Source organism: Streptomyces sp. NPDC048671, assembly GCF_055587045.1.
Genome location: NZ_JBVJHB010000009.1, coordinates 362,024 through 386,736 on the forward strand (window position 1 = coordinate 362,024; position 24,713 = coordinate 386,736).

The window sequence follows — 24,713 nt, forward strand, 5'->3', positions numbered from 1 at the left end:
GGAGAAGGCAGATGTCCGGCCACTCTAAATGGGCTACGACGAAGCACAAGAAGGCCGTGATTGATGCCAAGCGCGGCAAGCTCTTCGCGAAGCTGATCAAGAACATCGAGGTCGCGGCCCGCACCGGCGGTGTGGACCCCGAGGGCAACCCGACCCTTGTGGACGCGATCCAGAAGGCGAAGAAGAGCTCGGTCCCGAACAAGAACATCGACTCCGCGGTCAAGCGCGGTGGCGGTCTCGAAGCGGGCGGCGTCGACTACCAGACGATCATGTACGAGGGCTACGGCCCGAACGGTGTCGCGGTGCTCATCGAGTGCCTCACCGACAACCGCAACCGCGCCGCGTCCGACGTACGCGTCGCCATGACGCGCAACGGCGGCTCGATGGCCGACCCGGGCTCCGTCTCGTACCTGTTCAACCGCAAGGGCGTCGTCATCGTCCCCAAGGGCGAGCTGTCCGAGGACGATGTGCTGGGCGCGGTCCTGGACGCGGGTGCCGAGGAGGTCAACGACCTCGGTGAGAGCTACGAGGTCGTCAGCGAGGCCACCGACATGGTCGCGGTCCGCACCGCGCTCCAGGAGGCGGGCATCGACTACGACTCGGCCGAGGCCAACTTCCTGCCCACCATGCAGGTCGACCTCGACGAGGAGGGCGCCCGCAAGATCTTCAAGCTCATCGACGCGCTGGAGGACAGCGACGACGTGCAGAACGTCTTCGCCAACTTCGACGTGTCGGACGAGGTCATGGAGAAGGTGGACGCCTGAGCCGCGCCTCGCGACGCAGCTTCCGTGGACGGGCCGACGGGGACACACCCCGTCGGCCCGTCGCATTGTCAGTGCGAGCCGATAGCCTGCGGGAACAGTTGACCGATCGGCAGGGAGGGGGCGACCCGTGCGGGTACTCGGTGTGGACCCCGGGCTGACCCGGTGCGGCATCGGCGTCGTCGAGGGCGTCGCGGGCCGTCCTCTGACGATGCTCGGCGTCGGAGTGGTGCGCACCCCGTCCGACGCGGAGCTCGGACACCGGCTGGTGGCCATCGAGCGCGGCATCGAGGAGTGGCTCGACGAGCACCGGCCCGAATACGTCGCCGTCGAGCGGGTGTTCGCCCAGCACAACGTCCGTACGGTGATGGGCACGGCCCAGGCCAGCGCGGTCGCCATGCTCTGCGCCTCCCGCCGCGGCATCCCGGTGGCCCTGCACACGCCCAGCGAGGTCAAGGCCGCCGTCACCGGCAGCGGCCGCGCGGACAAGGCCCAGATCGGGGCCATGGTCACCCGGCTCCTGCGGCTGGACGCCCCGCCGAAACCGGCCGACGCCGCCGACGCGCTCGCCCTCGCCATCTGCCACATCTGGCGCGCCCCGGCGGTCAACCGCCTCCAGCAGGCACACGCGGCAGCGGCCGCGGCCCGTACCCCGCGCATCCCGCGCACCGCAGCAGCTCCCGTCCGGAAGGTCCCCCGATGATCGCCTTCGTCAGCGGCCCCGTGGCCGCTCTCGCCCCGACCACAGCCGTGATCGAGGTCGGCGGCATCGGCATGGCCGTCCAGTGCGCGCCGAACACCCTCGCCGGTCTCCGTATCGGCAAGGAGGCCAAGCTCGCCACCTCCCTCGTCGTACGGGAGGACTCCCTCACGCTCTACGGCTTCACCGACGACGACGAGCGGCAGACCTTCGAGCTGCTCCAGACCGCGAGCGGAGTCGGACCCCGGCTCGCCCAGGCCATGCTCGCCACGCACAGCCCGGACGCCCTGCGCATCGCCGTGTCCACCGGGGACGAGAAGGCGCTCACCGCGGTCTCCGGCATCGGCAAGAAGGGCGCGCAGAAGCTCCTGCTCGAACTCAAGGACAGACTCGGCGAGCCCGTCGGCGCCCACATCGGCCAGCAGGGCATCGGCACCGCGGTCTCCTCCTCCTGGCGGGACCAGCTGCAGGCCGCCCTGATCGGCCTCGGCTACGCGACCCGCGAGGCGGACGAGGCGCTGTCCGCCGTGGCCCCGCAGGCGGAGGCGGCCCTCGCGCAGGGCGCGCAGCCGCCCGTCCCGCAGCTGCTGCGCGCCGCCCTGCAGACCCTCAACCGCGCGCGCTGAGCACGAGCCCGGAGGGCACCCTTCCCCACCCCGGACCGGGCACCGCACGGCCCGGCACCGAAACACCCTAGGCGGGACTGACGAGATGAACTGGGACGAGACCGGACCCGACACCGACGAGCTGCTCGACGAGCGCCTCGTCGACGCCGGCGCGGACGGCGAGGACACCGCCGTCGAGGCGGCACTGCGCCCCAAGGACCTCGACGAGTTCGTCGGCCAGGAGACGGTGCGCGAACAGCTCGACCTGGTCCTCAAGGCGGCCCTCGCCCGTGGCGCCACCGCCGATCACGTGCTGCTCTCCGGCGCCCCGGGCCTGGGCAAGACCACCCTCTCCATGATCATCGCCGCCGAGATGAACGCGCCGATCCGGATCACCTCAGGCCCCGCCATCCAGCACGCGGGCGACCTGGCGGCGATCCTGTCCTCGCTCCAGGAGGGCGAGGTCCTCTTTCTCGACGAGATCCACCGGATGTCCCGGCCCGCCGAGGAAATGCTCTACATGGCGATGGAGGACTTCCGGGTCGACGTGATCGTCGGCAAGGGGCCGGGCGCCACCGCCATCCCGCTGGAGCTGCCGCCCTTCACCCTGGTCGGCGCCACCACCAGGGCCGGGCTCCTGCCGCCCCCGCTGCGCGACCGCTTCGGCTTCACCGGGCACATGGAGTTCTACACCCCCGTCGAACTGGAAAGGGTGATTCACCGCTCCGCCCGGCTCCTCGACGTCGCTATAGACGTGGAGGGCGCCGCGGAGATCGCCGGCCGCTCCCGTGGGACGCCCCGTATCGCCAACCGGCTGCTGCGCCGCGTCCGGGACTACGCCCAGGTCAAGGCCGACGGCAGGATCGACCGGGACATCGCCGAGGCGGCCCTCCAGGTCTACGAGGTCGACGCCCGCGGACTCGACCGGCTGGACCGGGCGGTGCTCAGCGCCCTGATGAAACTCTTCGGGGGCGGTCCGGTCGGTCTGTCAACCCTCGCGGTCGCCGTGGGTGAGGAACGCGAGACGGTCGAGGAGGTCGCCGAGCCCTTTCTGGTGCGGGAGGGCCTGCTGGCCAGGACGCCGCGCGGGCGGGTCGCCACACCGGCTGCCTGGGCCCACCTCGGGCTGGTTCCGCCGCAGCAAGGCGGAAAGGGACAACAGGGCCTGTTCGGGGCGTGATGCATCACAGGTTGGCCTGTAGTGGAACCCGGGTGCCATGCTGGGCGTTGTTCCATCGATGCGGACTCGCTTAGACTCCGCCGATGCCGCCCTTACAGGTCGGTGTACCCACCCCCGTAGATCAGGCCGCCTTCCAGCGCGGTCGTGCGAAGGAAACTCGTCCCGTGAATCCCGTGACTCTCCTCCCCTTCATCGTGCTCATCGGGGCCATGTTCCTGATGACGCGGTCCGCCAAGAAGAAGCAGGCGGCGGCTGCGAACATGCGCAATGAAATGCAGCCCGGTACCGGCGTCCGGACGATCGGGGGCATGTACGCCACCGTCAAGGAGCTTCACGACGACTCGGTCCTCCTTGAGATTGCTCCCGGCGTCCATGCCGTCTATGCCAAGAACTCCATCGGTGCCGTCCTCGACGACGCGGAGTACAACCGCATCGTCCACGGTGACGAGGAGGAGCTCGATGTCGACGGCGCTGTCGTGCCCGACGACGCCTCCTCGCTGACCGAGCTCGACGACGCCGACGACGCGAAGATCGATCTGGGCAAGAAGGCCGAGGCGGACGACACCGACGCGGACGAGACCGAGGCGGACGACTCCGAGCCGGCCGACACCCAGGCCGACAAGAAGTCCGACGGCAAGGCCGACGGCGAGGCCGACGCGAAGTAGCACACGACCCGGGGATGCCGTGAGCCCACAGGCATCCGGCTGTCCCCGGACCGTGCGGTCTTCTGCGGGGGCGGGTCCCCACTACACTTCGTGGCCGCTTGGGCGCATACCCGGCGCGGGGCGGTTGGACAGGGAGAAACGACAAGGTGGCAGCACCGAAGAAGGGCCGAGGTTCGGCCGGTGGTCAGGACAGGCCGGGCCGTGCCCTGGCTCTGATCCTCATTGCCATGGTCGCGCTGACCGGCGGGATGTTCCTCGCCGATCAGCCGACGCCGCGACTCGGCATCGACCTGGCGGGTGGCACGTCCATCACGCTGGAGGCGAAGGCCGAGCCCGGCCAGGAGTCGGCGGTCAACAAGACCAACATGGACACGGCGGTCCAGATCATGGAACGCCGCGTCAACGGTCTTGGCGTCTCCGAGGCAGAGGTTCAGACCCAGGGCAAGAGCAACATCATCGTCAACATCCCCAAGGGCACGGACTCCGCCCAGGCCCGGGAGCAGGTCGGCACGACCGCCAAGCTCTACTTCCGGCCGGTGCTGACCGTCGCCCAGGGGGCGCCCACCCCGGAACCCAGCGCCTCGTCCTCGGACAAGGCCAGCCCGTCGGCGACGCCGACCTCCTCCGCCTCCGACAAGGCGACGAGCCCGTCCGGCAAGCCGAGCCCGAGCGCCACCACCCAGGGCCGCGCGGTCACCGGCGCCCTGAAGGCCGACTCCACGCCCACCCCGAAGGCGAGCGACGCGCCCACGGCGTCCGCCGAGGAGCAGGCGGCGGCCGCCAAGCTGCAGAAGCGGTTCGAGGCGCTCGACTGCTCCACCAAAGCCGGCCGTTCCAAGGCGGCCCAGGGCTCCAAGGCCACCGACACGGTGATCGCGTGTGAGCAGGACGGCAGCGCCAAGTACGTGCTCGGCCCGGCCGAGGTCGACGGCACGGACGTGAAGACCGCGAAGGCGGCCATCAACCAGAACAACGGTCAGTGGATCGTTCAGATGGGCTTCACCGGCGGCGGCGCCAAGAAGTTCCAGAAGATCACGGGCACGCTCGCCCAGCAGCAGTCCCCGCAGAACCAGTTCGCCATCGCGCTCGACAACGAAGTGGTCTCGGCGCCCTCCGTGAGCGAGGCGCTGAGCGCCGACGCCGAGATCTCCGGTAACTTCACCCAGCAGTCCGCCGAGGACCTGGCCAACGTGCTCTCCTACGGTGCGCTGCCGCTCTCCTTCAAGGAGCAGAGCGTCACCACCGTCACCGCCGCACTCGGCGGGGAGCAGCTCAAAGCGGGCCTGATCGCCGGTGCCATCGGCCTGGCCCTGGTCATCATCTACCTGGTGGCCTACTACCGCGGGCTGGCGTTCATCGCGCTCCTCAGCCTCCTGGTCTCGGGCATCCTGACCTACACGATCATGTCGCTGCTCGGCCCGGCCATCGGATTCGCGCTGAACCTGCCCGCTGTGTGCGGCGCCATCGTGGCGATCGGAATCACCGCGGACTCGTTCATCGTGTACTTCGAACGCATCCGTGACGAGATCCGCGAGGGCCGTACGCTCCGTCCCGCCGTCTCACGGGCCTGGCCCCGCGCCCGGCGCACCATCCTGGTCTCCGACTTCGTGTCGTTCCTGGCCGCGGCGGTGCTGTTCGTCGTCACCGTCGGAAAGGTCCAGGGCTTCGCGTTCACGCTGGGTCTCACCACCCTGCTCGACGTGGTCGTGGTGTTCCTCTTCACCAAGCCCGTCATGACGCTGCTGGCCCGCAAGAAGTTCTTCGCGAGCGGTCACCCGTGGTCCGGACTGGACCCGAAGCGGCTCGGCGCCAAGCCGCCGCTGCGTCGTTCACGCCGTGTCAACGCCCCCACCGACCCGAAGGAGGCGTGAGATGTCGCGACTCGGCAATCTCGGCGCCCGTCTCTACCGCGGCGAGGTCGGCTACGACTTCATCGGCAACCGCAAGATCTGGTACGGCATCTCGATCCTGATCACCATCACGGCCATCGTCGGCCTGGCGGTCAGCGGCCTGAACATGGGCATCGAGTTCAAGGGCGGCGCCGTCTTCACCACCCCGAAGACGAGCGTCTCCGTCGCCAAGGCGGAGGAACTGGCGGCGACGTCCTCGGGTCACCAGGCCATCGTCCAGAAGCTGGGCAACGGCGGACTGCGCATCCAGATCACCGAGGTCGACACCTCGAAGTCGGACGAGATCAAGGCTGACCTCTCCAAGAGCCTCAACGTCTCCGAGGAGAAGATCGCCGCCGACCTGGTCGGCCCCAGCTGGGGTGAGCAGATCGCCAACAAGGCCTGGACCGGACTCGGCGTCTTCATGGTCCTCGTCGTGATCTACCTGGCCATCGCCTTCGAATGGCGCATGGCCATCGCGGCCCTGGTCGCGCTGATCCACGACATCACCATCACGGTCGGTGTCTACGCCCTGGTCGGCTTCGAGGTCACCCCGGGCACCGTGATCGGTCTGCTGACGATTCTCGGTTACTCCCTCTACGACACGGTCGTCGTCTTCGACAGCCTCAAGGAGGGCACGAAGGGGATCACCAAGCAGACCCGGTGGACGTACAGCGAGATCGCCAACCGCTCCATCAACAGCACGCTGGTCCGCTCGATCAACACCACGATCGTCGCCCTGCTGCCGGTCGCCGGTCTGCTGTTCATCGGTGGCGGTGTCCTCGGCGCGGGCATGCTGAACGACATCTCCCTGGCTCTCTTCGTCGGCCTCGCCGCCGGTGCTTACTCCTCGATCTTCATCGCCACTCCGCTCGTCGCCGACCTCAAGGAACGCGACCCGCAGATCAAGGCCCTGAAGAAGCGGATTCTCGCCAAGCGCGCGGCAGCCGCCGCCAAGGGCGAGCTCTCCGAGGCGGAGGAGGCGGAGCAGGGCCTCCCCGCTGCCGCTGACGACGACGCTGCTGACGTCGCACCCGCCGCAGCGGTCGTCGGCCAGCGCCAGGAGCCCCCCAGGGGCCACGGCCGGACCCCGGGGAAGCGTCGATGACCAGCAGCACCACCTCGAGCACGAGGGACCTCCTGCTCAGCCGGATCCGTGACGTGGCGGACTACCCGAAGCCGGGGGTGATGTTCAAGGACATCACCCCGCTGCTCGCGGACCCGGTGGCCTTCACCGCCCTCACCGACGCCCTCGCGGAACTGTGCGTACGGCACGGCGCCACGAAGATCGTCGGCCTGGAGGCCCGCGGCTTCATCCTGGCCGCACCGGTCGCGGTCCGGGCCGGGCTCGGCTTCGTCCCCGTCCGCAAGGCCGGAAAGCTGCCGGGCGCCACGCTCAGCCAGTCCTACGAGCTGGAGTACGGCACCGCGGAGATCGAGATCCACGCCGAGGACCTGTCCGCCGACGACCGGATCATGGTCATCGACGACGTCCTGGCCACCGGCGGCACCGCCGGTGCCTCGCTGGAACTGATCCGGCGGGCCGGGGCCCGGGTCGCCGGCGTCGCCGTCCTCATGGAACTGGGATTCCTGGCCGGCCGGGCCCGTCTGGAGGAGAGCCTGCGAGGCGCTCCGCTGGAGGCCCTGATCACGGTCTGAGCGCCGGCGGACCGTACGCGGCACCGCGTCACACGCACCGAAGCGGGCACCCGGGAACAACCGGGGGCCCGCTTCGCGTTGTGCGGGCTCTCACGGTCCCCGGGGGAGGAGCGGCCGCAGGGTCGTTACGATGGCCTTTCCGGGTGTCCGGATCCGCACGAGGAGCGCTCTTGCCAGACGAGGCCCAGCCAGTCGCCGCCCCGCAGCCCGACAAGCCCGCGGCGGCCCCAGCCACGCCCGCGAAGCAGCAGCCCGCGGAGAAGCCGAAGCCTCCGGCGCCGGAGCCCGGCGCGGGCCCGGCCCCCGCCGAGGCGAACGGGCCCGCGCCCGATTCGCCCGCCCAGCCGGCCGCACCCGCCTCGCCGCCCCCGACGGCACCGAAGCCCCCGGCGAAGCCCGCCGCGGCGCCCGCGGGCCCGGTGGCCCGTACCGGCGGCGGCTCCTCCAACCGGGTCCGGGCCAGGCTGGCCCGTCTCGGCGTCCAGCGCTCCAGCCCGTACAACCCGGTCCTCGAACCGTTGCTGCGTACCGTCCGCAGCAACGACGCCAAGATCGAGACCGCCACGCTGCGCCAGATCGAGCGCGCCTACCAGGTCGCGGAACGCTGGCACCGCGGCCAGAAGCGCAAGAGCGGCGACCCTTACATCACCCATCCGCTCGCCGTGACCACGATCCTGGCCGAGCTGGGTATGGATCCGGCCACTCTGATGGCGGGGCTGCTGCACGACACGGTCGAGGACACCGAGTACGGCCTGGACACCCTGCGCCGCGACTTCGGCGACCAGGTCGCCCTGCTGGTCGACGGCGTGACCAAGCTGGACAAGGTCAAGTTCGGTGAGGCGGCGCAGGCCGAGACCGTGCGCAAGATGGTCGTCGCGATGGCCAAGGACCCCAGGGTGCTGGTCATCAAGCTCGCCGACCGGCTGCACAACATGCGCACCATGCGCTACCTCAAGCGGGAGAAGCAGGAGAAGAAGGCCCGCGAGACGCTGGAGATCTACGCCCCGCTCGCCCACCGCCTGGGCATGAACACCATCAAGTGGGAGCTGGAGGACCTCGCCTTCGCGATCCTCTACCCGAAGATGTACGACGAGATCGTCCGCCTCGTCGCCGAGCGGGCGCCCAAGCGCGACGAATACCTCGCCATAGTGACCGACGAGGTCCAGTCCGACCTGCGCGCCGCCCGGATCAAGGCCACCGTCACCGGCCGGCCGAAGCACTACTACAGCGTCTACCAGAAGATGATCGTGCGGGGCCGGGACTTCGCCGAGATCTACGACCTGGTGGGCATCCGTGTCCTCGTCGACACGGTCCGCGACTGCTACGCGGCGCTCGGCACCGTCCACGCGCGGTGGAATCCGGTCCCCGGCCGGTTCAAGGACTACATCGCGATGCCCAAGTTCAACATGTACCAGTCGCTGCACACCACGGTGATCGGTCCCAGCGGCAAGCCCGTCGAGCTGCAGATCCGTACGTTCGACATGCACCGCCGCGCCGAGTACGGCATCGCCGCGCACTGGAAGTACAAGCAGGAGGCCGTCGCGGGCGCCTCCAAGGTGCGCACCGACGTCCCCAAGAACACCGGCCGCGGCCAGGACACCGTCAACGACATGGCGTGGCTGCGCCAGCTCCTGGACTGGCAGAAGGAGACCGAGGACCCCAGCGAGTTCCTGGAGTCCCTGCGTTTCGACCTCTCGCGCAACGAGGTCTTCGTCTTCACACCGAAGGGCGACGTGATAGCGCTCCCGGCAGGGGCGACACCGGTCGACTTCGCGTACGCCGTCCATACGGAGGTCGGCCACCGGACCATAGGAGCCCGGGTCAACGGGCGGCTCGTACCGCTCGAATCCACGCTCGACAACGGCGATCTGGTGGAGGTCTTCACCTCCAAGGCGGCCGGCGCCGGACCCTCCCGTGACTGGCTCGGGTTCGTCAAGTCGCCGCGGGCACGCAACAAGATCCGCGCCTGGTTCTCCAAGGAGCGCCGCGACGAGGCGATCGAGCAGGGCAAGGACGCCATCGCGCGGGCCATGCGCAAGCAGAACCTGCCGATCCAGCGGATCCTGACCGGCGACTCACTGGTCACCCTCGCCCACGAGATGCGCTACCCCGACATCTCGTCCCTGTACGCCGCGATCGGCGAGGGACATGTCGCGGCGGCCGGCGTCGTGCAGAAGCTGGTCCAGGCGCTCGGCGGCCAGGACGAGGCCAACGAGGACCTCGCGGAGAGCTCGCCGCCCTCGCACGGCCGCAACAAGCGCCGCGCGAACGCCGACCCCGGCGTCGTCGTCAAGGGCGTCGAGGACGTCTGGGTCAAGCTGGCCCGCTGCTGTACGCCCGTTCCCGGTGACCCGATCATCGGGTTCGTCACCCGGGGCAGCGGAGTCTCCGTCCACCGTGCGGACTGCGTCAACGTCGACTCGCTCTCGCAGGAGCCGGAGCGGATCCTCGAGGTCGAATGGGCGCCCACCCAGTCCTCGGTCTTCCTCGTCGCCATCCAGGTCGAGGCGCTGGACCGGTCCAGGCTGCTCTCGGACGTCACACGGATCCTGTCCGACCAGCACGTCAACATCCTGTCCGCGGCCGTGCAGACCTCCCGCGACCGGGTGGCCACCTCGCGGTTCACCTTCGAGATGGGCGACCCGAAGCACCTCGGCCATGTCCTGAAGGCCGTACGCGGCGTCGAGGGCGTCTACGACGTCTACCGGGTGACCTCGGCCCGCCGGCCCTGACCCGGACCCTGAGACCGCCCCTGCGGCCCCTCGCGTGACCACGCGGGGGGCCGTGGTGCGCGGGGCCGGCCCCCCGCACCACGTGAAGGGCCCCCTCCGCGACCGGCGGAGGGGGCCCTTCACGACGGATCGGGCCCGTCTCAGCCGCCGAACTCCTCCAGGCCCTTCAGAGCCTGGTCCAGGAGTGCCTGCCGCCCCTCGAGCTCGCGGGCGAGCTTGTCCGCACGGGCGTTGTTGCCCGAGGTGCGCGCCGTGTCGATCTGGGTACGCAGCTTGTCCACGGCCGACTGGAGCTGTCCGGTCAGACCCGCGGCACGGGCACGTGCCTCCGGGTTGGTCCGGCGCCACTCCGACTCCTCGGCCTCCTGGAGCGCCCGCTCCACCGTGTGCATCCGCGCCTCGATCTTCGGGCGGGCGTCACGCGGCACATGGCCGATGGCCTCCCAGCGCTCGTTGATGGCCCGGAACGCCGCCCTGGAGGCCTTCAGGTCCTTCACGGGCACCAGCTTCTCGGCCTCGACCGCGAGCTCCTCCTTGAGCTTGAGGTTCTCGCCCTGCTCCGCGTCCCGCTCGGCGAACACCTCGCCGCGCGCGGCGAAGAAGACGTCCTGGGCACCGCGGAAACGGTTCCACAGATCGTCCTCGGCCTCGCGCTGGGCGCGGCCCGCGGCCTTCCACTCCGTCATCAGGTCGCGGTAGCGGGCAGCCGTCGTGCCCCAGTCCGAGGAGCGGGACAGCGACTCGGCCTCGACGACCAGCTTCTCCTTGGCCTTGCGGGCCTCCTCGCGCTGGGCGTCCAGCGAGGCGAAGTGGGCCTTGCGGCGCTTGGAGAACGCCGAGCGCGCATGGGAGAAGCGGTGCCACAGCTCGTCGTCCGACTTGCGGTCGAGCCGCGGCAGTCCCTTCCACGTGTCGACGAGCGCACGGAGCCGCTCGCCCGCGGAACGCCACTGCTCGCTCTGCGCCAGCTCCTCGGCCTCGACGACCAGCGCCTCCTTGGCGAGCTTCGCCTCGTCGGTCTGCTTCGCCTTCTGGGCCTTGCGCTCCTCGCGCCGCGAGTCGACCGTCGCCACCAGGGCGTCCAGCCGCTTGCGCAGCGCGTCGAGGTCGCCGACGGCATGGTGCTCGTCGACCTGCGCACGCAGATGCTCGATGGCGGTCGTCGCGTCCTTCGCGGACAGATCGGTGGTCTTCACCCGCCGCTCAAGGAGGCCGATCTCGACCACAATGCCCTCGTACTTGCGCTCGAAGTAGGCCAGGGCCTCCGCCGGAGAACCGGCCTGCCACGATCCGACGACCTGCTCGCCGTCGGCTGTACGCACGTACACGGTGCCCGTCTCATCGACACGGCCCCACGGGTCGCTGCTCACAGCGCCTCCTCCACCTGATGCCCGCGAGAGGGTTCGCCCCCCTGGCATCGTCCACAGTTTCCTTGGGCGGGCAGCGCCCGCCCTGCACAACGCCAATCTAGGCGACGGGCCACCCGGCTGTCCGCACTCCGCGCGGCCGAAATTATCCGGCCCCGCGCAGGGTGCCTGTCGTGCGGATCACGCCGGGCCCGCCGGGCTCACGCCTTGTCGACGGCCGCCTTCGAGATGTTCACGGCCTTCTTCGGCGCACCGTCGGGGGCGCCGCCGGTGACACCCGCCTTGCCGATGGCCTCGACGGCCTTCAGCGAAGGCTGGTCCATCGTGCCGAACGGCGCGTAGGTGGGCGGCAGTTTGCTGTCCTTGTAGACGAGGAAGAACTGGCTGCCGCCGGTGTGCTCCTGGCCCGTGTTGGCCATCGCCACCGTGCCCGCCGGGTAGGTCACCGTGCCGTCCTTGCCCGCCTTGCCCAGCGCGGTCAGGTTCTCGTCCGGGATCGTGTACCCCGGACCGCCGGTGCCGTCGCCCTTGGGGTCGCCGCACTGGAGGACGAAGATATTCTCCGTGGTCAGCCGGTGACACTTCGTGCCGTCGAAGAAGCCCTTGTCGGCGAGTGACTTGAAGGAGTTCGCCGTGTGCGGGGTCTTCGCCGCGTCCATGGTGAACGCGATGTCGCCCTGGCTCGTCTTGAGCGACAGGGAGTACTTCGCCTTCTTGTCGATCTTCATCGCCGGCTCGGGCGTACTCTTCTCGCTCGCCGACGGGGACGCCGACGCCGACGCCGACGGGCTCGCGCTCGCGGCCGCGTCGGTCTTGTCCTTCTTGCCGTCGTCGCCGGTGGCGAAGTACGTGACGCCGCCTATGACGGCCACCACGGCCACCGCGGAGGTGATGATGACCGTCAGCCGCCGGGTCCGGTGGCGAGCCTCCTCCCGGCGCTGCTGCTGCCGCTCGAACTTCTCCCTGGCGAGCTGCCGCCGCCGCTGATCGCTGCTGACCACCGGGTGATCTCCTTGTACGTCGTGTGATCGGGCCTGAGTTGCCCCGTACCGTATATGGGTTAGCTGTGGAATGAGGAGCGCCGGTAGGCTCTGAACTGCTGCGACCTCATAGCCGCAACCCCTCGTCGGACGACCATTAAGGACGATCGTGCTCATTGCCGGGTTCCCCGCCGGGGCCTGGGGGACCAACTGTTACCTGGTCGCCCCCGCCGCGGGTGAGGAGTGCGTGATCATCGACCCGGGCCACCAGGCCGCCTCCGGGGTCGAGGAAGCGCTGAGGAAGCATCGGCTGAAGCCCGTCGCCGTCGTGCTCACCCACGGCCACATCGACCACGTCGCCTCGGTCGTCCCGGTGTGCGGCGCGCATGACGTCCCAGCCTGGATCCACCCCGAGGACCGTTACATGATGAGCGACCCGGAGAAGGCCCTCGGCCGCTCCATCGGGATGCCGCTCATGGGCGAGCTGACGGTGGGGGAGCCGGACGACGTCAAGGAGCTGACCGACGGTGCCCGGCTGACGCTGGCCGGTCTGGAGTTCGGTGTCTCGCACGCGCCCGGCCATACCAAGGGGTCGGTGACGTTCAGGATGCCCGAGGCCGCGGAGGTTCCGCAGGTCCTCTTCTCGGGCGACCTGCTCTTCGCCGGCTCCGTCGGACGCACCGACCTGCCGGGCGGCGACCACGCCGAGCTGCTCGAGTCGCTGGCCCGTGTGTGCCTGCCGCTCGACGACTCGACCGTGGTGCTGTCCGGCCACGGCCCCCAGACGACCATCGGCCGCGAGCGCGCCACCAATCCGTATCTGAGCGGTATGGACGCGCCCCGACGAGGAATGTGACGAGAGCGAAACGTGAGCACCTTCAAGGCCCCCAAGGGCACGTACGACCTGACCCCGCCCGACTCCGCGAAGTACCTCGCGGTGCGTGAGGCGATCTCCGCACCCCTGAAGAACTCCGGCTACGGCTACATCGAGACGCCCGGCTTCGAGGACGTGGCCCTCTTCTCCCGGGGCGTCGGTGAGTCCACCGACATCGTGAGCAAGGAGATGTACACCCTCACGACCAAGGGCGGCGACCAGCTGGCGCTGCGCCCCGAGGGCACCGCGTCCGTGCTGCGCGCCGCCCTGGAGGCCAACCTCCACAAGCTCGGCAACCTGCCGGTGAAGCTCTGGTACTCCGGCTCGTACTACCGCTACGAGCGTCCGCAGAAGGGCCGTTACCGCCACTTCTCGCAGGTCGGAGCCGAGGCCATCGGCGCCGAGGACCCGGCGCTGGACGCCGAGCTGATCATCCTGGCCGACCAGGCGTACCGCACCCTGGGCCTGCGCGAGTTCCGCATCCTGCTGAACTCGCTGGGCGACAAGGAGTGCCGGCCCGTCTACCGCGACGCGCTCCAGGGCTTCCTGCGCGAGCTCGACCTGGACGAGGAGACCCGCCGCCGCATCGAGATCAACCCGCTCCGGGTCCTCGACGACAAGCGCCCCGAGGTCCAGAAGCAGCTGACCGGCGCCCCGGTGCTGCGCGACTACCTCTGCGACGCCTGCACGGCGTACCACGAGGAGGTCCGCGACCTGCTCAACGCCGCGGGCGTGGTGTACGAGGACGACGAGAAGCTCGTCCGCGGGCTCGACTACTACACGCGCACCACCTTCGAGTTCGTCCACGACGGACTGGGCTCGCAGTCGGCGGTGGGCGGCGGCGGCCGGTACGACGGCCTCTCCGAGATGATCGGCGGCCCGGCGCTCCCGTCGGTGGGCTGGGCGCTCGGCGTGGACCGCACCGTGCTCGCCCTGGAGGCGGAGGGCATCGAGCTCGAACTGCCCTCCACCACCAGTGTCTTCGCCGTACCGCTCGGCGAGGAGGCGCGGCGCGAGCTGTTCGCCGTCGTCACGCAGTTGCGCCGCGAGGGCGTGGCCGCGGACTTCGCGTTCGGGGGGCGCGGGCTCAAGGGCGCGATGAAGAGCGCCAACCGGTCGGGCGCGCGGTTCACCGTCGTGGCCGGCGAGCGCGACCTGGCCGAGGGCGTCGTACAGCTCAAGGACATGGAGTCCGGCGAGCAGACGGCTGTCGCCCTGGCCGAGGTGACCGAGACGATCCGGACGCGCCTCGCGTAGTTTCCCCTCCCGGTCGCGGGCGGGCGGTGCTCCCGCCCGCCCGCGACCGGACGGAGTCCGCGGCCCCGGCCCGCTCCACCAGGGCCGCCCGTAGCGTCAACCCGGCGGGCGGGGATTCATCCTCCCGGAGGATTCCGGCCGAACAGCGCCGACGACGGCCGTCCCCCGGCCACGGGCGGGACAGCCCGCTGGAAGCCCCGCGACCGTGTTCTTTCCGGCCGCGTCCGGCCCGCGCGCCGTGCGTCTTTACGCGCCTCTTTATGTTCATCGAACGGAAGAACGGCGCAACGGTACGGCACAATGACCGTGCCCAGCAGGCTACTCAGCGACGGAACGGCGATATGACGACTGCAGCGGTTGACCATCCCTCATCCGACCAGGACGAGGACGGCGGGAAGAGGACCATCGGCGGCAGTCGTGCGTTCGCGCTGCTGCTGGTGATCACGGGCGCTGCCGGACTCCTCGCCGCGTGGGTCATCACGATCGACAAGCTCAAGCTGGCGGAGGACCCCAGCTTCGTTCCGGGCTGCAGTCTCAACCCGGTGGTGGCCTGCGGCAACATCATGAAGAGCGACCAGGCGGCGGCCTTCGGCTTCCCCAACCCGATGCTCGGCCTGGCCACCTACTCCGTGATCATCGGCATCGGCCTGGCACTGCTCGCCGGAGCGCGCTTCCGTAACTGGTACTGGCTGGGGATGAACGCGGGCACGCTGTTCGGCGTCGGCTTCTGCACCTGGCTCCAGTACCAGTCGCTGTACAACATCAACTCCCTCTGCCTCTGGTGCTGCCTGGCCTGGGTCGCCACGATCCTCATGTTCTGCTACGTCACCACGCACAACATCAAGCACCGGATCATTCCCGCGCCGAACTGGCTGCGCAACGGGCTGACCGAGTTCCACTGGGTGCCGCCGATCCTGTGGGTCGGCATCATCGGCATGCTGATCCTGACCCGCTGGTGGGACTTCTGGACCAGCTGACCGGCCCTTCCTCCGGCGCCGGGCCGCACCGGGGCCCGGCAGGGATGTCAGTGCGGTGACATAGGCTTCAAAACGTGGAGCCCGACCTCTTTACCGCAGCAGCCGAAGACCGCCAGGAGAAGGACCCGTCCAGCAGCCCCCTCGCTGTCCGGATGCGTCCGCGTATCCTCGACGAGGTCGTCGGCCAGCAGCATCTGCTCAAGCCGGGCTCGCCGCTGCGCCGCCTCGTCGGCGAGGGAAGCGGGGGGCCGGCGGGCCCCTCGTCCGTGATCCTCTGGGGACCGCCCGGCATCGGGAAGACGACCCTGGCCTACGTGGTCAGCAAGGCCACCAACAAGCGCTTCGTCGAGCTCTCGGCGATCACCGCGGGGGTCAAGGAGGTGCGGGCGGTCATCGAGGGCGCCCGCCGCGCCACTGGTGGCTACGGCAAGGAAACCGTCCTCTTCCTGGACGAGATCCACCGCTTCTCCAAGGCGCAGCAGGATTCGCTGCTCCCGGCCGTGGAGAACCGCTGGGTGACGCTGATCGCGGCCACCACCGAGAATCCGTACTTCTCGATCATCTCCCCGCTGCTCTCGCGCTCACTGCTGCTGACCCTGGAGTCGCTGACCGACGACGACCTGCGTGATCTGCTGCACAGGGCCCTGACCGACGAGCGCGGACTCGGCGGCGCGGTGACGCTGCCCGAGGACGCCGAGGAGCATCTGCTGCGCATCGCGGGCGGCGACGCACGCCGTGCGCTGACGGCGCTGGAGGCGGCGGCCGGCGCGGCGCTGTCCAAGGGGGACGAGGAGATCACCCTCCTGACCCTGGAGGAGACCGTCGACCGCGCCGCCGTGAAGTACGACCGGGACGGCGATCAGCACTACGACGTGGCGAGTGCGCTGATCAAGTCGATCCGCGGCTCGGACGTCGATGCCGCGCTGCACTATCTGGCCCGGATGATCGAGGCGGGGGAGGACCCCCGGTTCATCGCCCGGCGGCTGATGATCTCGGCCAGCGAGGACATCGGTCTCGCCGACCCCACGGCGCTGCCCATCGCGGTCGCGGCGGCCCAGGCCGTCGCGATGATCGGCTTCCCGGAGGCGGCGCTCACCCTCAGCCACGCCACGATCGCGCTGGCCCTCGCCCCCAAGTCCAACGCGGCGACGTTGGCGATCTCCGCCGCCCGGGAGGATGTGCGCAAGGGCCTGGCCGGCCCCGTTCCGGCCCATCTGCGCGACGGGCACTACAAGGGAGCCGCCAAGCTGGGGCACGCGCAGGGCTACGTCTATCCGCATGACGTCCCCGGCGGTATCGCCGCCCAGCAGTACGCCCCGGACGCCGTGCGCGGCAAGCGCTACTACCAGCCCACCCGCTACGGAGCCGAGGCGCGGTACGCCGACGTGGCGGACCGGGTCCGCGAGCGGCTCGGCCGCACGGACACCGACGGCGACGCGAGCCCGTCCGGTACCTAGCCGGGGCCCCCGGGGCTCCGGCCCCTCAGCGCCCGGCCGCGGATGCGGTGCGGTGCGGTACGGAGACCGGGGCCACGTCGGTGATCTCCAGCACAGCCGTCAGCTCGTCGTCCTCTGCGCGCGTCGCGGCCCGTACCGCCGGGGAATCCGCGGGGAATTCGAGGAAGAGATCCCCGTCCGGACCCACGCTGCGCGACAGTGGCATCAGCTGGTCCGGGCCCGCCGAGTCGAGGCCGGGGATGAGCAGTGCCGAGGAGCAGGTACTCTGTACGAGAGTTCGTGTGCGCTCGGCTGCTGACGGCATCCGAGTGTTTTCAAGCCCGCTGGGACGCGGCTGACCACGATCAGATCGGCCTTCCGTCGTAGCAGCACTTTTCTCTGTGCTGCCGCTGTCTGTGCTGTCCGTGACGTGTGTGGTGTTCCCAGGGCGAGACATGCGATCTCCTTGAGTAAGGTGAGCCTAACCTAACCTACAACGGAGGTCTGGAGAACGTGCCTAATCAGTCGCGTCCCAAGGTCAAGAAGAGCCGCGCGCTCGGCATTGCGCTGACGCCGAAGGCCGTCAAGTACTTCGAGGCCCGCCCCTACCCGCCGGGCGAGCACGGCCGCGGCCGCAAGCAGAACTCGGACTACAAGGTCCGTCTGCTGGAGAAGCAGCGTCTGCGCGCCCAGTACGACATCAGCGAGCGCCAGATGGCGCGTGCCTACGACCGCGCCAAGAAGGCCGAGGGCAAGACCGGCGAGGCGCTCGTCGTCGAGCTGGAGCGCCGTCTCGACGCGCTGGTTCTGCGTTCGGGCATCGCCAAGACGATCTACCAGGCCCGCCAGATGGTCGTGCACGGTCACATCGAGGTCGACGGCCACAAGGTGGACAAGCCGTCCTTCCGTGTCCGTCCCGACAACATCGTGATGGTCCGCGAGCGCAGCCGCGAGAAGTACCCCTTCCAGGTTGCCCGCGAGGGTGGTTACGACACCGACGGTGAGACCCCGCGCTACCTGCAGGTGAACCTGAAGGCCCTGGCCTTCCGCCTTGACCGGGACCCGAACCGCAAGGAAATCCCCGTGATCTGCGACGAGCAGCTCGTCGTCGAGTACTACGCCCGCTGATTCAGGCGTAGCCGCTCTTCACCAGCGCTCAGGCCCGCCCCTTCCCGATGCCGGGGAGGCGGCGGGCTTTCGCGTCTTCCCGGCATCGGGAAGGGGCGGGCCCGGCGTCTCGGGTGCGCCGGTGTCCGCGTCGTTCCGCCGCTGTCCGGGGCGGCCCGCCAGCGCCCTGGCCACCACCGCGTCCGCGCCCAGCACCGCGCCGGCCCGCCGCTGCGACATGTACCGCTTCTCGCCCAGCTCGCGACGGGCCAGTTCCTCGCACCGGGCCCGCGGCGCCCCGTAGTGCGCCGAACCGAACAGGGGCAGTCCCACCGATGGCCAGATCTGTGCGGCGGCCCCCTGGAGCAGCGCCGCCTCGTCCGCGTCGCCCTCGACCGCCGTGACGAGCGCCAGCAGTTCCAGCGAGAGCACCGTGCCGAGCAGGTCGTGGAAGGCGTGGCTGATGGACAGCGACTCCCCGAGGAGCTCCCGCGCGCGGGCCGGACGGCCCCGCTCCAGCGTGGTGAAGGCCAGTACGAACAACGCGTAACTGAGGGCCCACCGCTCCCCGTGGTCCTCGCAGATGTCCCTGACCTCTTCGCAGATCGCGGCCGCACGGTCCAGCTCGCCCCGGAACCCGACCGACATCGCCAGCTCGACCTGGGCCATCAGCACATTGCTGTTCAGCTCCCCGAGCTCCCGGTAGCGGCCGAGCGCCTCGTGCAGCAGTTCCTGGGCGCGCGCCGTGTCGTCCGTGACGAGTGCCAGGCAGCCGGTGCGGTGCAACGCGTACGCCGAGGCCGTGGCGTCACCTGTCAGCTCCGCCTCGTCCCGGCACTCGGTGAGCGCCGCGATCGCCCCCACCGGGTCTCCCTGCAGCACCGCGACATAGCCGAGCACCCACAGTGCCTTCAGCCGCGAGGAGTCGTACGGGGTCTCCTCCTCCAGTACATGGTCCAGCCAGTGCCGCCCCTCCGAGAGCCGCCCGCAGCCGACCCACAGGAACCAGAGCGTGCCCGCCAGGTACTGGGCGAGATGCGCCTCGTCCGGGCACTCCAGCGAACACTCCATGGCCCGCCGCAGATTCGGCAGTTCACTCTCCACCCGGGCCGCGACCTCGCTCTGCCGCGGGCTGAACCAGTCCAGCTCGCACCAGGTCGCGAGCCCCAGGAACCAGTCGCGGTGGCGCCGGCGCAGGCGCTCCGTCTCACCCGTGGCCGCCAGCCACTCGGCGCCGTACTCGCGCACCGTGTCCAGCAGCCGGTAGCGGGTACCGGCCGGTGAGTCCTCCCGCAGCACGATGGACTGCGACAGCAGCCCGGAGAGCACATCGAGCACCGAGTCGGCCGGCAGATCGGAACCGCTGCAGATGTACTCGACCGCCTCCAGGTCGAACTGTCCGGCGAAGACCGAGAGCCGCGACCACAGCAGCCGCTGTTCCGGGGCGCACAGTTCATGGCTCCAGCCGATGGCCGTGCGGAGCGTCTGATGCCGGGCCAGCGCGCTGCGGCTGCCACCGGTCAGCAGCCGGAAGCGGTCGTCAAGGCGCTCCAGCACCTGCTCGGTCGACAGTGCCCGCAGCCGCCCGGCCGCCAGCTCAAGGGCGAGCGGAATCCCGTCCAGCCGCCGGCAGAGCTCCCGGGCCGCGCCCCGGTTGTGCTCGGTCAGCCGGAACTCGGGCCGCACCGCGGCGGCCCGCTCCGCGAAGAGCCGGAGCGCGTCCTCCTCGGTCATGGTCGCGAGCGGGTAGGTGGCCTCGCCGTCGAGTTCCAGCGGCAGCCGGCCGGCCGCCAGCACCCGGAGCCGGGGGGCCCGGCGCAGCAGATCCCGCACCAACTCCGCACAGGCGTCCACGAGATGTTCGAATCCGTCGATCACCAGCAGGAGCCGGCGCCCGGCGCAGTGTTCGAGGAGTGTCGTGCGGGGCGGCCTGTTGGTGTGATCGGTGAGGCCCAGCGCGTCGACGAGCGCGTGCTCCAGCAGCCCCGGATCGTGGACGGTGGACAGCTCCACCAGCCAGACCCCGTCGCAGTACCGTTTCTCCAACAGAGCGGCGGCCCTGGTGGCCAGCCGTGTCTTGCCGACCCCGCCCACCCCCACGACGGTGACGAGCCGGGACTCCTCCAGGAGTCCGGCGAGGTCGGCCAACTCGTCGTCACGTCCCACGAACCTGTTCAGTTCCGCCGGGAGATTGCCCGGAAAGCCACGCACGAGTCCGCCGCGGGCGGTGGCCGGCGGACCCGGACCGTCGGAGGAGGGGAAGGGGCGCTGAGAGCGTCGCATGAAACACGCAGAGTACTGGCCCGAAAGCACTCCGTACAATCTTGTAGCAGGAACTCCCGCCGTGCCCAACGGTAATGCGGTACGGGGTACGAGCCCGGCGCGATAGGCTCGGAGGCGGTGACGGGCTGCTACGAAGGCCGTCACCGAGCAAGCAGAGAACAACCTGAGAACCACGCAGAGAACTGCGCAGAGAACAACGCAGAGACAGACGACAAGCGAGAGAGAGCGGTGCACTGTGTCCGGTGGTGAGGTGGCCGGGATCCTGGTGGCCGTCTTCTGGGCGATCCTGGTTTCGTTCCTCGCCGTCGTGCTGGTGAGGCTCGCCCAGACGCTCAGGGCGACCACCAGACTCGTGGCGGACGTGACCGAACAGGCCGTCCCGCTGCTCGCCGACGCCTCCGCGACCGTACGTTCCGCGCAGACCCAGCTCGACAAGGTCGACGCGATCGCGACGGACGTCCAGGAGGTCACCTCCAACGCCTCCGCGCTCTCCACCACCGTCGCCTCGGCCTTCGGCGGCCCGCTGGTCAAGGTCGCGGCGTTCGGCTACGGCGTCCGGCAGGCCATCGGCCGCAAGGCCGCTCCCGAACCGGAGGCGCGTTCCCGGCGATCGGTGATCGTCGGCCGGACCGTGCCGTCCGCGCGTGGCAGGAAGCGCAACGGCAGAAATTCCCGCGGATCGAAGGACTGACGCAGCGATGTTCCGCCGTACGTTCTGGTTCACCGCCGGCGCAGCCGCCGGGGTCTGGGCCACCGCCAAGGTCAACCGGAAGATCAAGCAGCTGACCCCCGAGAGCCTTGCGGCGCAGGCCGCCGACAAGGCGGTCGTGGCCGGTCACAAGCTCAAGGACTTCGCCCTCGACGTCCGCGACGGCATGGCCAGACGCGAGGCCGAACTGGGCGAGGCACTGGGCCTCGAAGCCCCGGTCGACCCCGATCTCCCCGTGCGGCGCCACTTCGCCGTCGAAGCGGCCGAGCCCGACGCGCGCAAGACGCCCGCCAGATACCGCAAGTTTCCCTACAACTCGTACAACCGGAATGAGGACCACTGATGGAGTCGGCTGAAATTCGTCGCCGCTGGCTGAGCTTCTACGAAGAGCGCGGTCACACCGTCGTCCCTTCGGCGTCGCTCATCGCGGACGACCCGACTCTGCTGCTGGTCCCGGCCGGCATGGTGCCCTTCAAGCCGTACTTCCTCGGCGAGGTCAAGCCGCCCGCCCCGCGCGTCACCAGCGTGCAGAAGTGCGTCCGTACGCCGGACATCGAAGAGGTCGGCAAGACCACCCGGCACGGCACCTTCTTCCAGATGTGCGGGAACTTCTCCTTCGGTGACTACTTCAAGGAAGGCGCCATCGAGTACGCCTGGGAGCTGCTCACCGGCTCCGTGGCGGACGGCGGCTTCGGTCTCGACCCCGAGCGTCTGTGGATCACGGTCTATCTGGACGACGACGAGGCCGAGCAGATCTGGCGCGACAGGATCGGTGTGCCGGCCGAGCGCATCCAGCGCCTGGGCAAGAAGGACAACTTCTGGTCCATGGGCGTCCCCGGTCCCTGCGGTCCCTGTTCCGAGATCAACTACGACCGCGGTCCCGAGTTCGGGGCCGAGGGCGGCCCGGCCGTCAACGACGAGCGGTACGTGGAGATCTGGAACCTGGTCTTCATGCAGTACGAGCGCGGCGCCGGCGACGGCAAGGACGACTTCCCGATCCTCGGCGACCTGCCCTCCAAGAACATCGACACCGGCCTCGGCCTCGAACGCCTCGCGATGATCCTTCAGGGCGTGCAGAACATGTACGAGACCGACACCCTGCGCGTCGTCATGGACAAGGCCACCGAGCTCACCGGTGTGCGCTACGGAGCCGCCCAGGCCACGGACGTCTCGCTCCGTGTGGTCGCCGACCACATCCGTACGTCGGTCATGCTCATCGGCGACGGCGTCACCCCCGGCAACGAGGGCCGCGGCTACGTGCTGCGCCGCATCATGCGCCGCGCCATCCGCAACATGCGGCTGATGGGCGCCACCGGCTCGGTCGTCACCGAGCTGGTCGACGTCGTGATCAACACGATGGGGCTGCAGTACCCCGAGCTGATCACCGACCGCAAGCGCATCGAGACCGTCGCCCTAGCCGAGGAGGCCGCCTTCCTCAAGGCCCTCAAGGGCGGCACCAACATCCTTGAGACCGCCGTCACCGAGACCAAGGCCGCCGGCGGCCGGGTCATCGCCGGCGACAAGGCGTTCCTGCTCCACGACACCTGGGGCTTCCCGATCGACCTCACCCTGGAGATGGCCGCCGAACAGGGCCTGTCCGTGGACGAGGACGGGTTCCGCCGCCTCATGAAGGAGCAGCGGGACAAGGCCAAGGCCGACGCGCGGGCCAAGAAGACCGGTCACGCCGACCTGTCCGCCTACCGCGAGGTCGCCGACAACTCCGGCGCCACCGAGTTCACCGGCTACACCACGACCGAGGGCGAGTCGACGATCGTCGGCCTCCTCGTCAATGGTGTCCCCTCGCCCGCCGCCTCCGAGGGCGACGAGGTCGAGGTCGTCCTGGACCGCACCCCGTTCTACGCCGAGGGCGGCGGCCAGCTCGCCGACACCGGGCGGATCCGGCTCGACACCGGCGCGGTGATCGAGGTCCGCGACGTCCAGAAGCCGGTTCCCGGCGTCCACGTCCACAAGGGCGTCGTCCAGGTCGGTGAGGTGACGGTCGGTGCCGCCGCCCTCGCCTCCATCGACAACACCCGCCGTCGCGCCATCGCCCGCGCCCACAGCGCCACCCACCTGACGCACCAGGCGCTGCGCGACGCCCTGGGCCCGACGGCCGCCCAGGCCGGTTCGGAGAACTCCCCGGGCCGCTTCCGCTTCGACTTCGGTTCGCCCGCCGCCGTGCCGGGCACAGTCCTCACCGATGTCGAGCAGAAGATCAACGCCGTGCTCTCCCGCGAGCTCGATGTCCAGGCCGAGGTCATGTCCATCGACGACGCCAAGAAGCAGGGCGCCATCGCCGAGTTCGGCGAGAAGTACGGCGAGCGGGTCCGGGTCGTCACCATCGGCGACTTCTCCAAGGAGCTGTGCGGCGGTACGCACGTCCACAACACCGCCCAGCTCGGCCTGGTCAAGCTGCTCGGTGAGTCGTCCATCGGCTCCGGCGTGCGCCGCATCGAGGCCCTCGTCGGCGTCGACGCGTACAACTTCCTCGCCAGGGAGCACACGGTCGTCGCCCAGCTCCAGGAGCTGGTCAAGGGCCGTTCCGAGGAGCTCCCGGAGAAGATCGCCGGGATGCTCGGCAAGCTGAAGGACGCCGAGAAGGAGATCGAGAAGTTCCGCGCGGAGAAGGTCCTCCAGGCCGCCGCCGGACTGGTCGAATCCGCTTCTGACGTCCGGGGCGTCGCCCTGGTCACCGGGCAGGTCCCGGACGGCACCTCGGCCGACGACCTGCGCAGGCTCGTCCTCGACGTGCGCGGGCGCATCCAGGGCGGCCGCCCGGCCGTCGTGGCCCTGTTCACCACGGCCAACGGCCGCCCGCTGACCGTCATCGCCACCAACGAGGCCGCCCGCGAGCGCGGCCTCAAGGCCGGTGACCTGGTCCGCACCGCCGCCAAGACGCTCGGCGGCGGAGGCGGCGGCAAGCCGGACGTGGCCCAGGGCGGCGGCACCAACCCGGACGCCATCGGTGACGCCGTCGCCGCTGTCGAACGCCTCGTCACCGAGACGGCGTGACGCCCGGCATGACGCAGATGCGCCGCGGTCGCCGGCTGGCGATCGACGTCGGGGACGCCCGGATCGGGGTCGCCTCGTGCGACCCCGACGGGATCCTCGCCACCCCGGTGGAGACCGTGCCGGGACGCGATGTCCCGGCCGCCCACCGGCGGCTCGGCCAGATCGTCTCGGAGTACGAGCCGATCGAGGTCATCGTCGGTCTGCCCCGGTCCCTGGGCGGTGGAGAGGGCCCGGCCGCGGTCAAGGTCCGCGCCTTCGCCGACGTGTTCGCCCGCGCGGTCGCACCCATTCCGGTGCGTTTGGTGGACGAGAGGATGACCACAGTGACGGCGAGTCAGGGCCTGCGCGCATCGGGCGTGAAGTCCAAAAAAGGCCGATCCGTCATTGACCAGGCTGCCGCTGTGGTGATCCTTCAGAACGCTCTGGAGTCCGAACGGGCTTCGGGTAATCCTCCCGGCGAGGGCGTCGAAGTGGTTGTCTGATCGCGATACGGTAACGTTCCGCGCGATGCGGCGGGTGT

The 24,713-nt window shown here is 69.9% G+C and carries 21 protein-coding genes and 1 pseudogene; 18 read left to right on the plus strand and 4 right to left on the minus strand.

The window, feature by feature from the left end; genetic code table 11:
* Positions 1–11: 11 nt before the first annotated feature.
* From ACZ6S6_RS20595 to ACZ6S6_RS20635, 9 genes are all read left to right on the plus strand, one after another.
* Positions 12–764 carry a YebC/PmpR family DNA-binding transcriptional regulator gene (locus tag ACZ6S6_RS20595; RefSeq protein WP_123468415.1) on the plus strand — a complete coding sequence of 251 codons (753 nt, stop codon included), beginning with the start codon at positions 12–14 and terminating at the stop codon, positions 762–764.
* Between the two features lie 127 nt (positions 765–891).
* Positions 892–1,464, plus strand: coding sequence for a crossover junction endodeoxyribonuclease RuvC (gene ruvC, locus ACZ6S6_RS20600; RefSeq protein WP_469706468.1), 573 nt, complete (start codon positions 892–894; stop codon positions 1,462–1,464).
* Positions 1,461–2,087, plus strand: a complete 627-nt coding sequence (gene ruvA / locus ACZ6S6_RS20605) for a Holliday junction branch migration protein RuvA (protein ID WP_469706469.1) — start codon at positions 1,461–1,463, stop codon at positions 2,085–2,087. The genes ruvC and ruvA overlap by 4 nt, the downstream gene beginning before the upstream one ends.
* A gap of 85 nt (positions 2,088–2,172) precedes the next feature.
* Positions 2,173–3,246 carry a Holliday junction branch migration DNA helicase RuvB gene (gene ruvB, locus ACZ6S6_RS20610; RefSeq protein WP_469706470.1) on the plus strand — a complete coding sequence of 358 codons (1,074 nt, stop codon included), beginning with the start codon at positions 2,173–2,175 and terminating at the stop codon, positions 3,244–3,246.
* Between the two features lie 164 nt (positions 3,247–3,410).
* Complete coding sequence (gene yajC, locus ACZ6S6_RS20615) at positions 3,411–3,911, plus strand: preprotein translocase subunit YajC (protein WP_469706471.1); 501 nt, start codon at positions 3,411–3,413, stop codon at positions 3,909–3,911.
* Positions 3,912–4,057: 146 nt separating this feature from the next.
* Positions 4,058–5,782 (plus strand): protein translocase subunit SecD, encoded by a 1,725-nt coding sequence (secD, locus tag ACZ6S6_RS20620; protein WP_469706472.1) that lies wholly within the window; start codon positions 4,058–4,060, stop codon positions 5,780–5,782.
* 1 nt (position 5,783) lies between these two features.
* The gene (gene secF / locus ACZ6S6_RS20625; RefSeq protein ID WP_469706474.1) at positions 5,784–6,908 is read left to right on the plus strand and encodes a protein translocase subunit SecF; all 1,125 of its coding nucleotides are present in this window, start codon (positions 5,784–5,786) and stop codon (positions 6,906–6,908) included.
* Positions 6,905–7,459 carry an adenine phosphoribosyltransferase gene (locus tag ACZ6S6_RS20630; RefSeq protein WP_469706475.1) on the plus strand — a complete coding sequence of 185 codons (555 nt, stop codon included), beginning with the start codon at positions 6,905–6,907 and terminating at the stop codon, positions 7,457–7,459. The genes secF and ACZ6S6_RS20630 overlap by 4 nt, the downstream gene beginning before the upstream one ends.
* Before the next feature lie 170 nt (positions 7,460–7,629).
* Positions 7,630–10,191, plus strand: coding sequence for a RelA/SpoT family protein (locus ACZ6S6_RS20635; protein ID WP_469706477.1), 2,562 nt, complete (start codon positions 7,630–7,632; stop codon positions 10,189–10,191).
* A gap of 140 nt (positions 10,192–10,331) precedes the next feature.
* Here the strand turns inward: ACZ6S6_RS20635 and ACZ6S6_RS20640 are convergent, their stop codons facing one another.
* Positions 10,332–11,561 (minus strand): DUF349 domain-containing protein, encoded by a 1,230-nt coding sequence (locus ACZ6S6_RS20640; protein ID WP_469706478.1) that lies wholly within the window; start codon positions 11,559–11,561, stop codon positions 10,332–10,334.
* Between the two features lie 197 nt (positions 11,562–11,758).
* Positions 11,759–12,559 carry a peptidylprolyl isomerase gene (locus tag ACZ6S6_RS20645; RefSeq protein ID WP_469706480.1) on the minus strand — a complete coding sequence of 267 codons (801 nt, stop codon included), beginning with the start codon at positions 12,557–12,559 and terminating at the stop codon, positions 11,759–11,761.
* 148 nt (positions 12,560–12,707) lie between these two features.
* Here ACZ6S6_RS20645 and ACZ6S6_RS20650 point away from each other — a divergent pair, with 148 nt between their 5' ends.
* From ACZ6S6_RS20650 to ACZ6S6_RS20665, 4 genes are all read left to right on the plus strand, one after another.
* Positions 12,708–13,394, plus strand: a complete 687-nt coding sequence (locus ACZ6S6_RS20650) for an MBL fold metallo-hydrolase (RefSeq protein WP_362964895.1) — start codon at positions 12,708–12,710, stop codon at positions 13,392–13,394.
* A 12-nt stretch (positions 13,395–13,406) separates the two neighbouring features.
* Entirely contained in the window at positions 13,407–14,669 is a 1,263-nt protein-coding gene (hisS, locus tag ACZ6S6_RS20655) for a histidine--tRNA ligase (RefSeq protein ID WP_469706482.1), read from the plus strand.
* 341 nt (positions 14,670–15,010) lie between these two features.
* Entirely contained in the window at positions 15,011–15,646 is a 636-nt protein-coding gene (locus ACZ6S6_RS20660) for a vitamin K epoxide reductase family protein (protein WP_469706483.1), read from the plus strand.
* A gap of 74 nt (positions 15,647–15,720) precedes the next feature.
* A complete protein-coding gene (locus ACZ6S6_RS20665; RefSeq protein WP_469706484.1) occupies positions 15,721–17,103 on the plus strand; it encodes a replication-associated recombination protein A in 1,383 nt (460 codons plus the stop codon).
* A 34-nt stretch (positions 17,104–17,137) separates the two neighbouring features.
* Here ACZ6S6_RS20665 and ACZ6S6_RS20670 read toward each other — a convergent pair.
* A pseudogene (locus ACZ6S6_RS20670) lies at positions 17,138–17,407 on the minus strand (DUF2470 domain-containing protein); the annotation flags it as partial.
* A 188-nt stretch (positions 17,408–17,595) separates the two neighbouring features.
* Here ACZ6S6_RS20670 and rpsD point away from each other — a divergent pair.
* A complete protein-coding gene (rpsD, locus tag ACZ6S6_RS20675) occupies positions 17,596–18,210 on the plus strand; it encodes a 30S ribosomal protein S4 (protein WP_073737536.1) in 615 nt (204 codons plus the stop codon).
* Positions 18,211–18,228: 18 nt separating this feature from the next.
* On the opposite strand, the gene ACZ6S6_RS20680 is transcribed toward rpsD, so the two are convergent.
* On the minus strand, positions 18,229–20,472 hold the full coding sequence (locus tag ACZ6S6_RS20680) for an ATP-binding protein (RefSeq protein WP_469706486.1): 2,244 nt from the start codon (positions 20,470–20,472) through the stop codon (positions 18,229–18,231).
* A 250-nt stretch (positions 20,473–20,722) separates the two neighbouring features.
* Here ACZ6S6_RS20680 and ACZ6S6_RS20685 point away from each other — a divergent pair, with 250 nt between their 5' ends.
* Genes ACZ6S6_RS20685 through ruvX form a run of 4 tightly spaced genes read left to right on the plus strand, consistent with a single transcriptional unit; the run spans position 20,723 to position 24,675 of the window.
* Positions 20,723–21,163: a DUF948 domain-containing protein gene (locus ACZ6S6_RS20685; RefSeq protein ID WP_469706488.1), complete on the plus strand. Its 441-nt coding sequence runs from the start codon at positions 20,723–20,725 to the stop codon at positions 21,161–21,163.
* A gap of 7 nt (positions 21,164–21,170) precedes the next feature.
* A complete protein-coding gene (locus ACZ6S6_RS20690; protein WP_469706490.1) occupies positions 21,171–21,524 on the plus strand; it encodes a DUF6167 family protein in 354 nt (117 codons plus the stop codon).
* On the plus strand, positions 21,524–24,193 hold the full coding sequence (gene alaS, locus ACZ6S6_RS20695) for an alanine--tRNA ligase (protein WP_469706491.1): 2,670 nt from the start codon (positions 21,524–21,526) through the stop codon (positions 24,191–24,193). Before ACZ6S6_RS20690 ends, alaS begins: the two co-directional genes overlap by 1 nt.
* 8 nt (positions 24,194–24,201) lie before the next feature.
* Positions 24,202–24,675, plus strand: a complete 474-nt coding sequence (ruvX, locus tag ACZ6S6_RS20700) for a Holliday junction resolvase RuvX (RefSeq protein ID WP_362964879.1) — start codon at positions 24,202–24,204, stop codon at positions 24,673–24,675.
* Positions 24,676–24,713 lie beyond the last annotated feature (38 nt).

Bases quoted from the DNA above. Each gene is read 5' to 3' on its own strand.
- ruvA (WP_469706469.1), top strand. From the start codon at position 1,461: ATGATCGCCTTCGTCAGCGGCCCCGTGGCCGCTCTCGCCCCGACCACA.
- ACZ6S6_RS20660 (WP_469706483.1), top strand. From the start codon at position 15,011: ATGACGACTGCAGCGGTTGACCATCCCTCATCCGACCAGGACGAGGAC.
- secF (WP_469706474.1), top strand. From the start codon at position 5,784: ATGTCGCGACTCGGCAATCTCGGCGCCCGTCTCTACCGCGGCGAGGTC.
- ruvB (WP_469706470.1), top strand. From the start codon at position 2,173: ATGAACTGGGACGAGACCGGACCCGACACCGACGAGCTGCTCGACGAG.
- ACZ6S6_RS20630 (WP_469706475.1), top strand. From the start codon at position 6,905: ATGACCAGCAGCACCACCTCGAGCACGAGGGACCTCCTGCTCAGCCGG.
- alaS (WP_469706491.1), top strand. From the start codon at position 21,524: ATGGAGTCGGCTGAAATTCGTCGCCGCTGGCTGAGCTTCTACGAAGAG.
- ACZ6S6_RS20595 (WP_123468415.1), top strand. From the start codon at position 12: ATGTCCGGCCACTCTAAATGGGCTACGACGAAGCACAAGAAGGCCGTG.
- ACZ6S6_RS20680 (WP_469706486.1), bottom strand. From the start codon at position 20,472: ATGCGACGCTCTCAGCGCCCCTTCCCCTCCTCCGACGGTCCGGGTCCG.
- ACZ6S6_RS20690 (WP_469706490.1), top strand. From the start codon at position 21,171: ATGTTCCGCCGTACGTTCTGGTTCACCGCCGGCGCAGCCGCCGGGGTC.
- ruvX (WP_362964879.1), top strand. From the start codon at position 24,202: ATGACGCAGATGCGCCGCGGTCGCCGGCTGGCGATCGACGTCGGGGAC.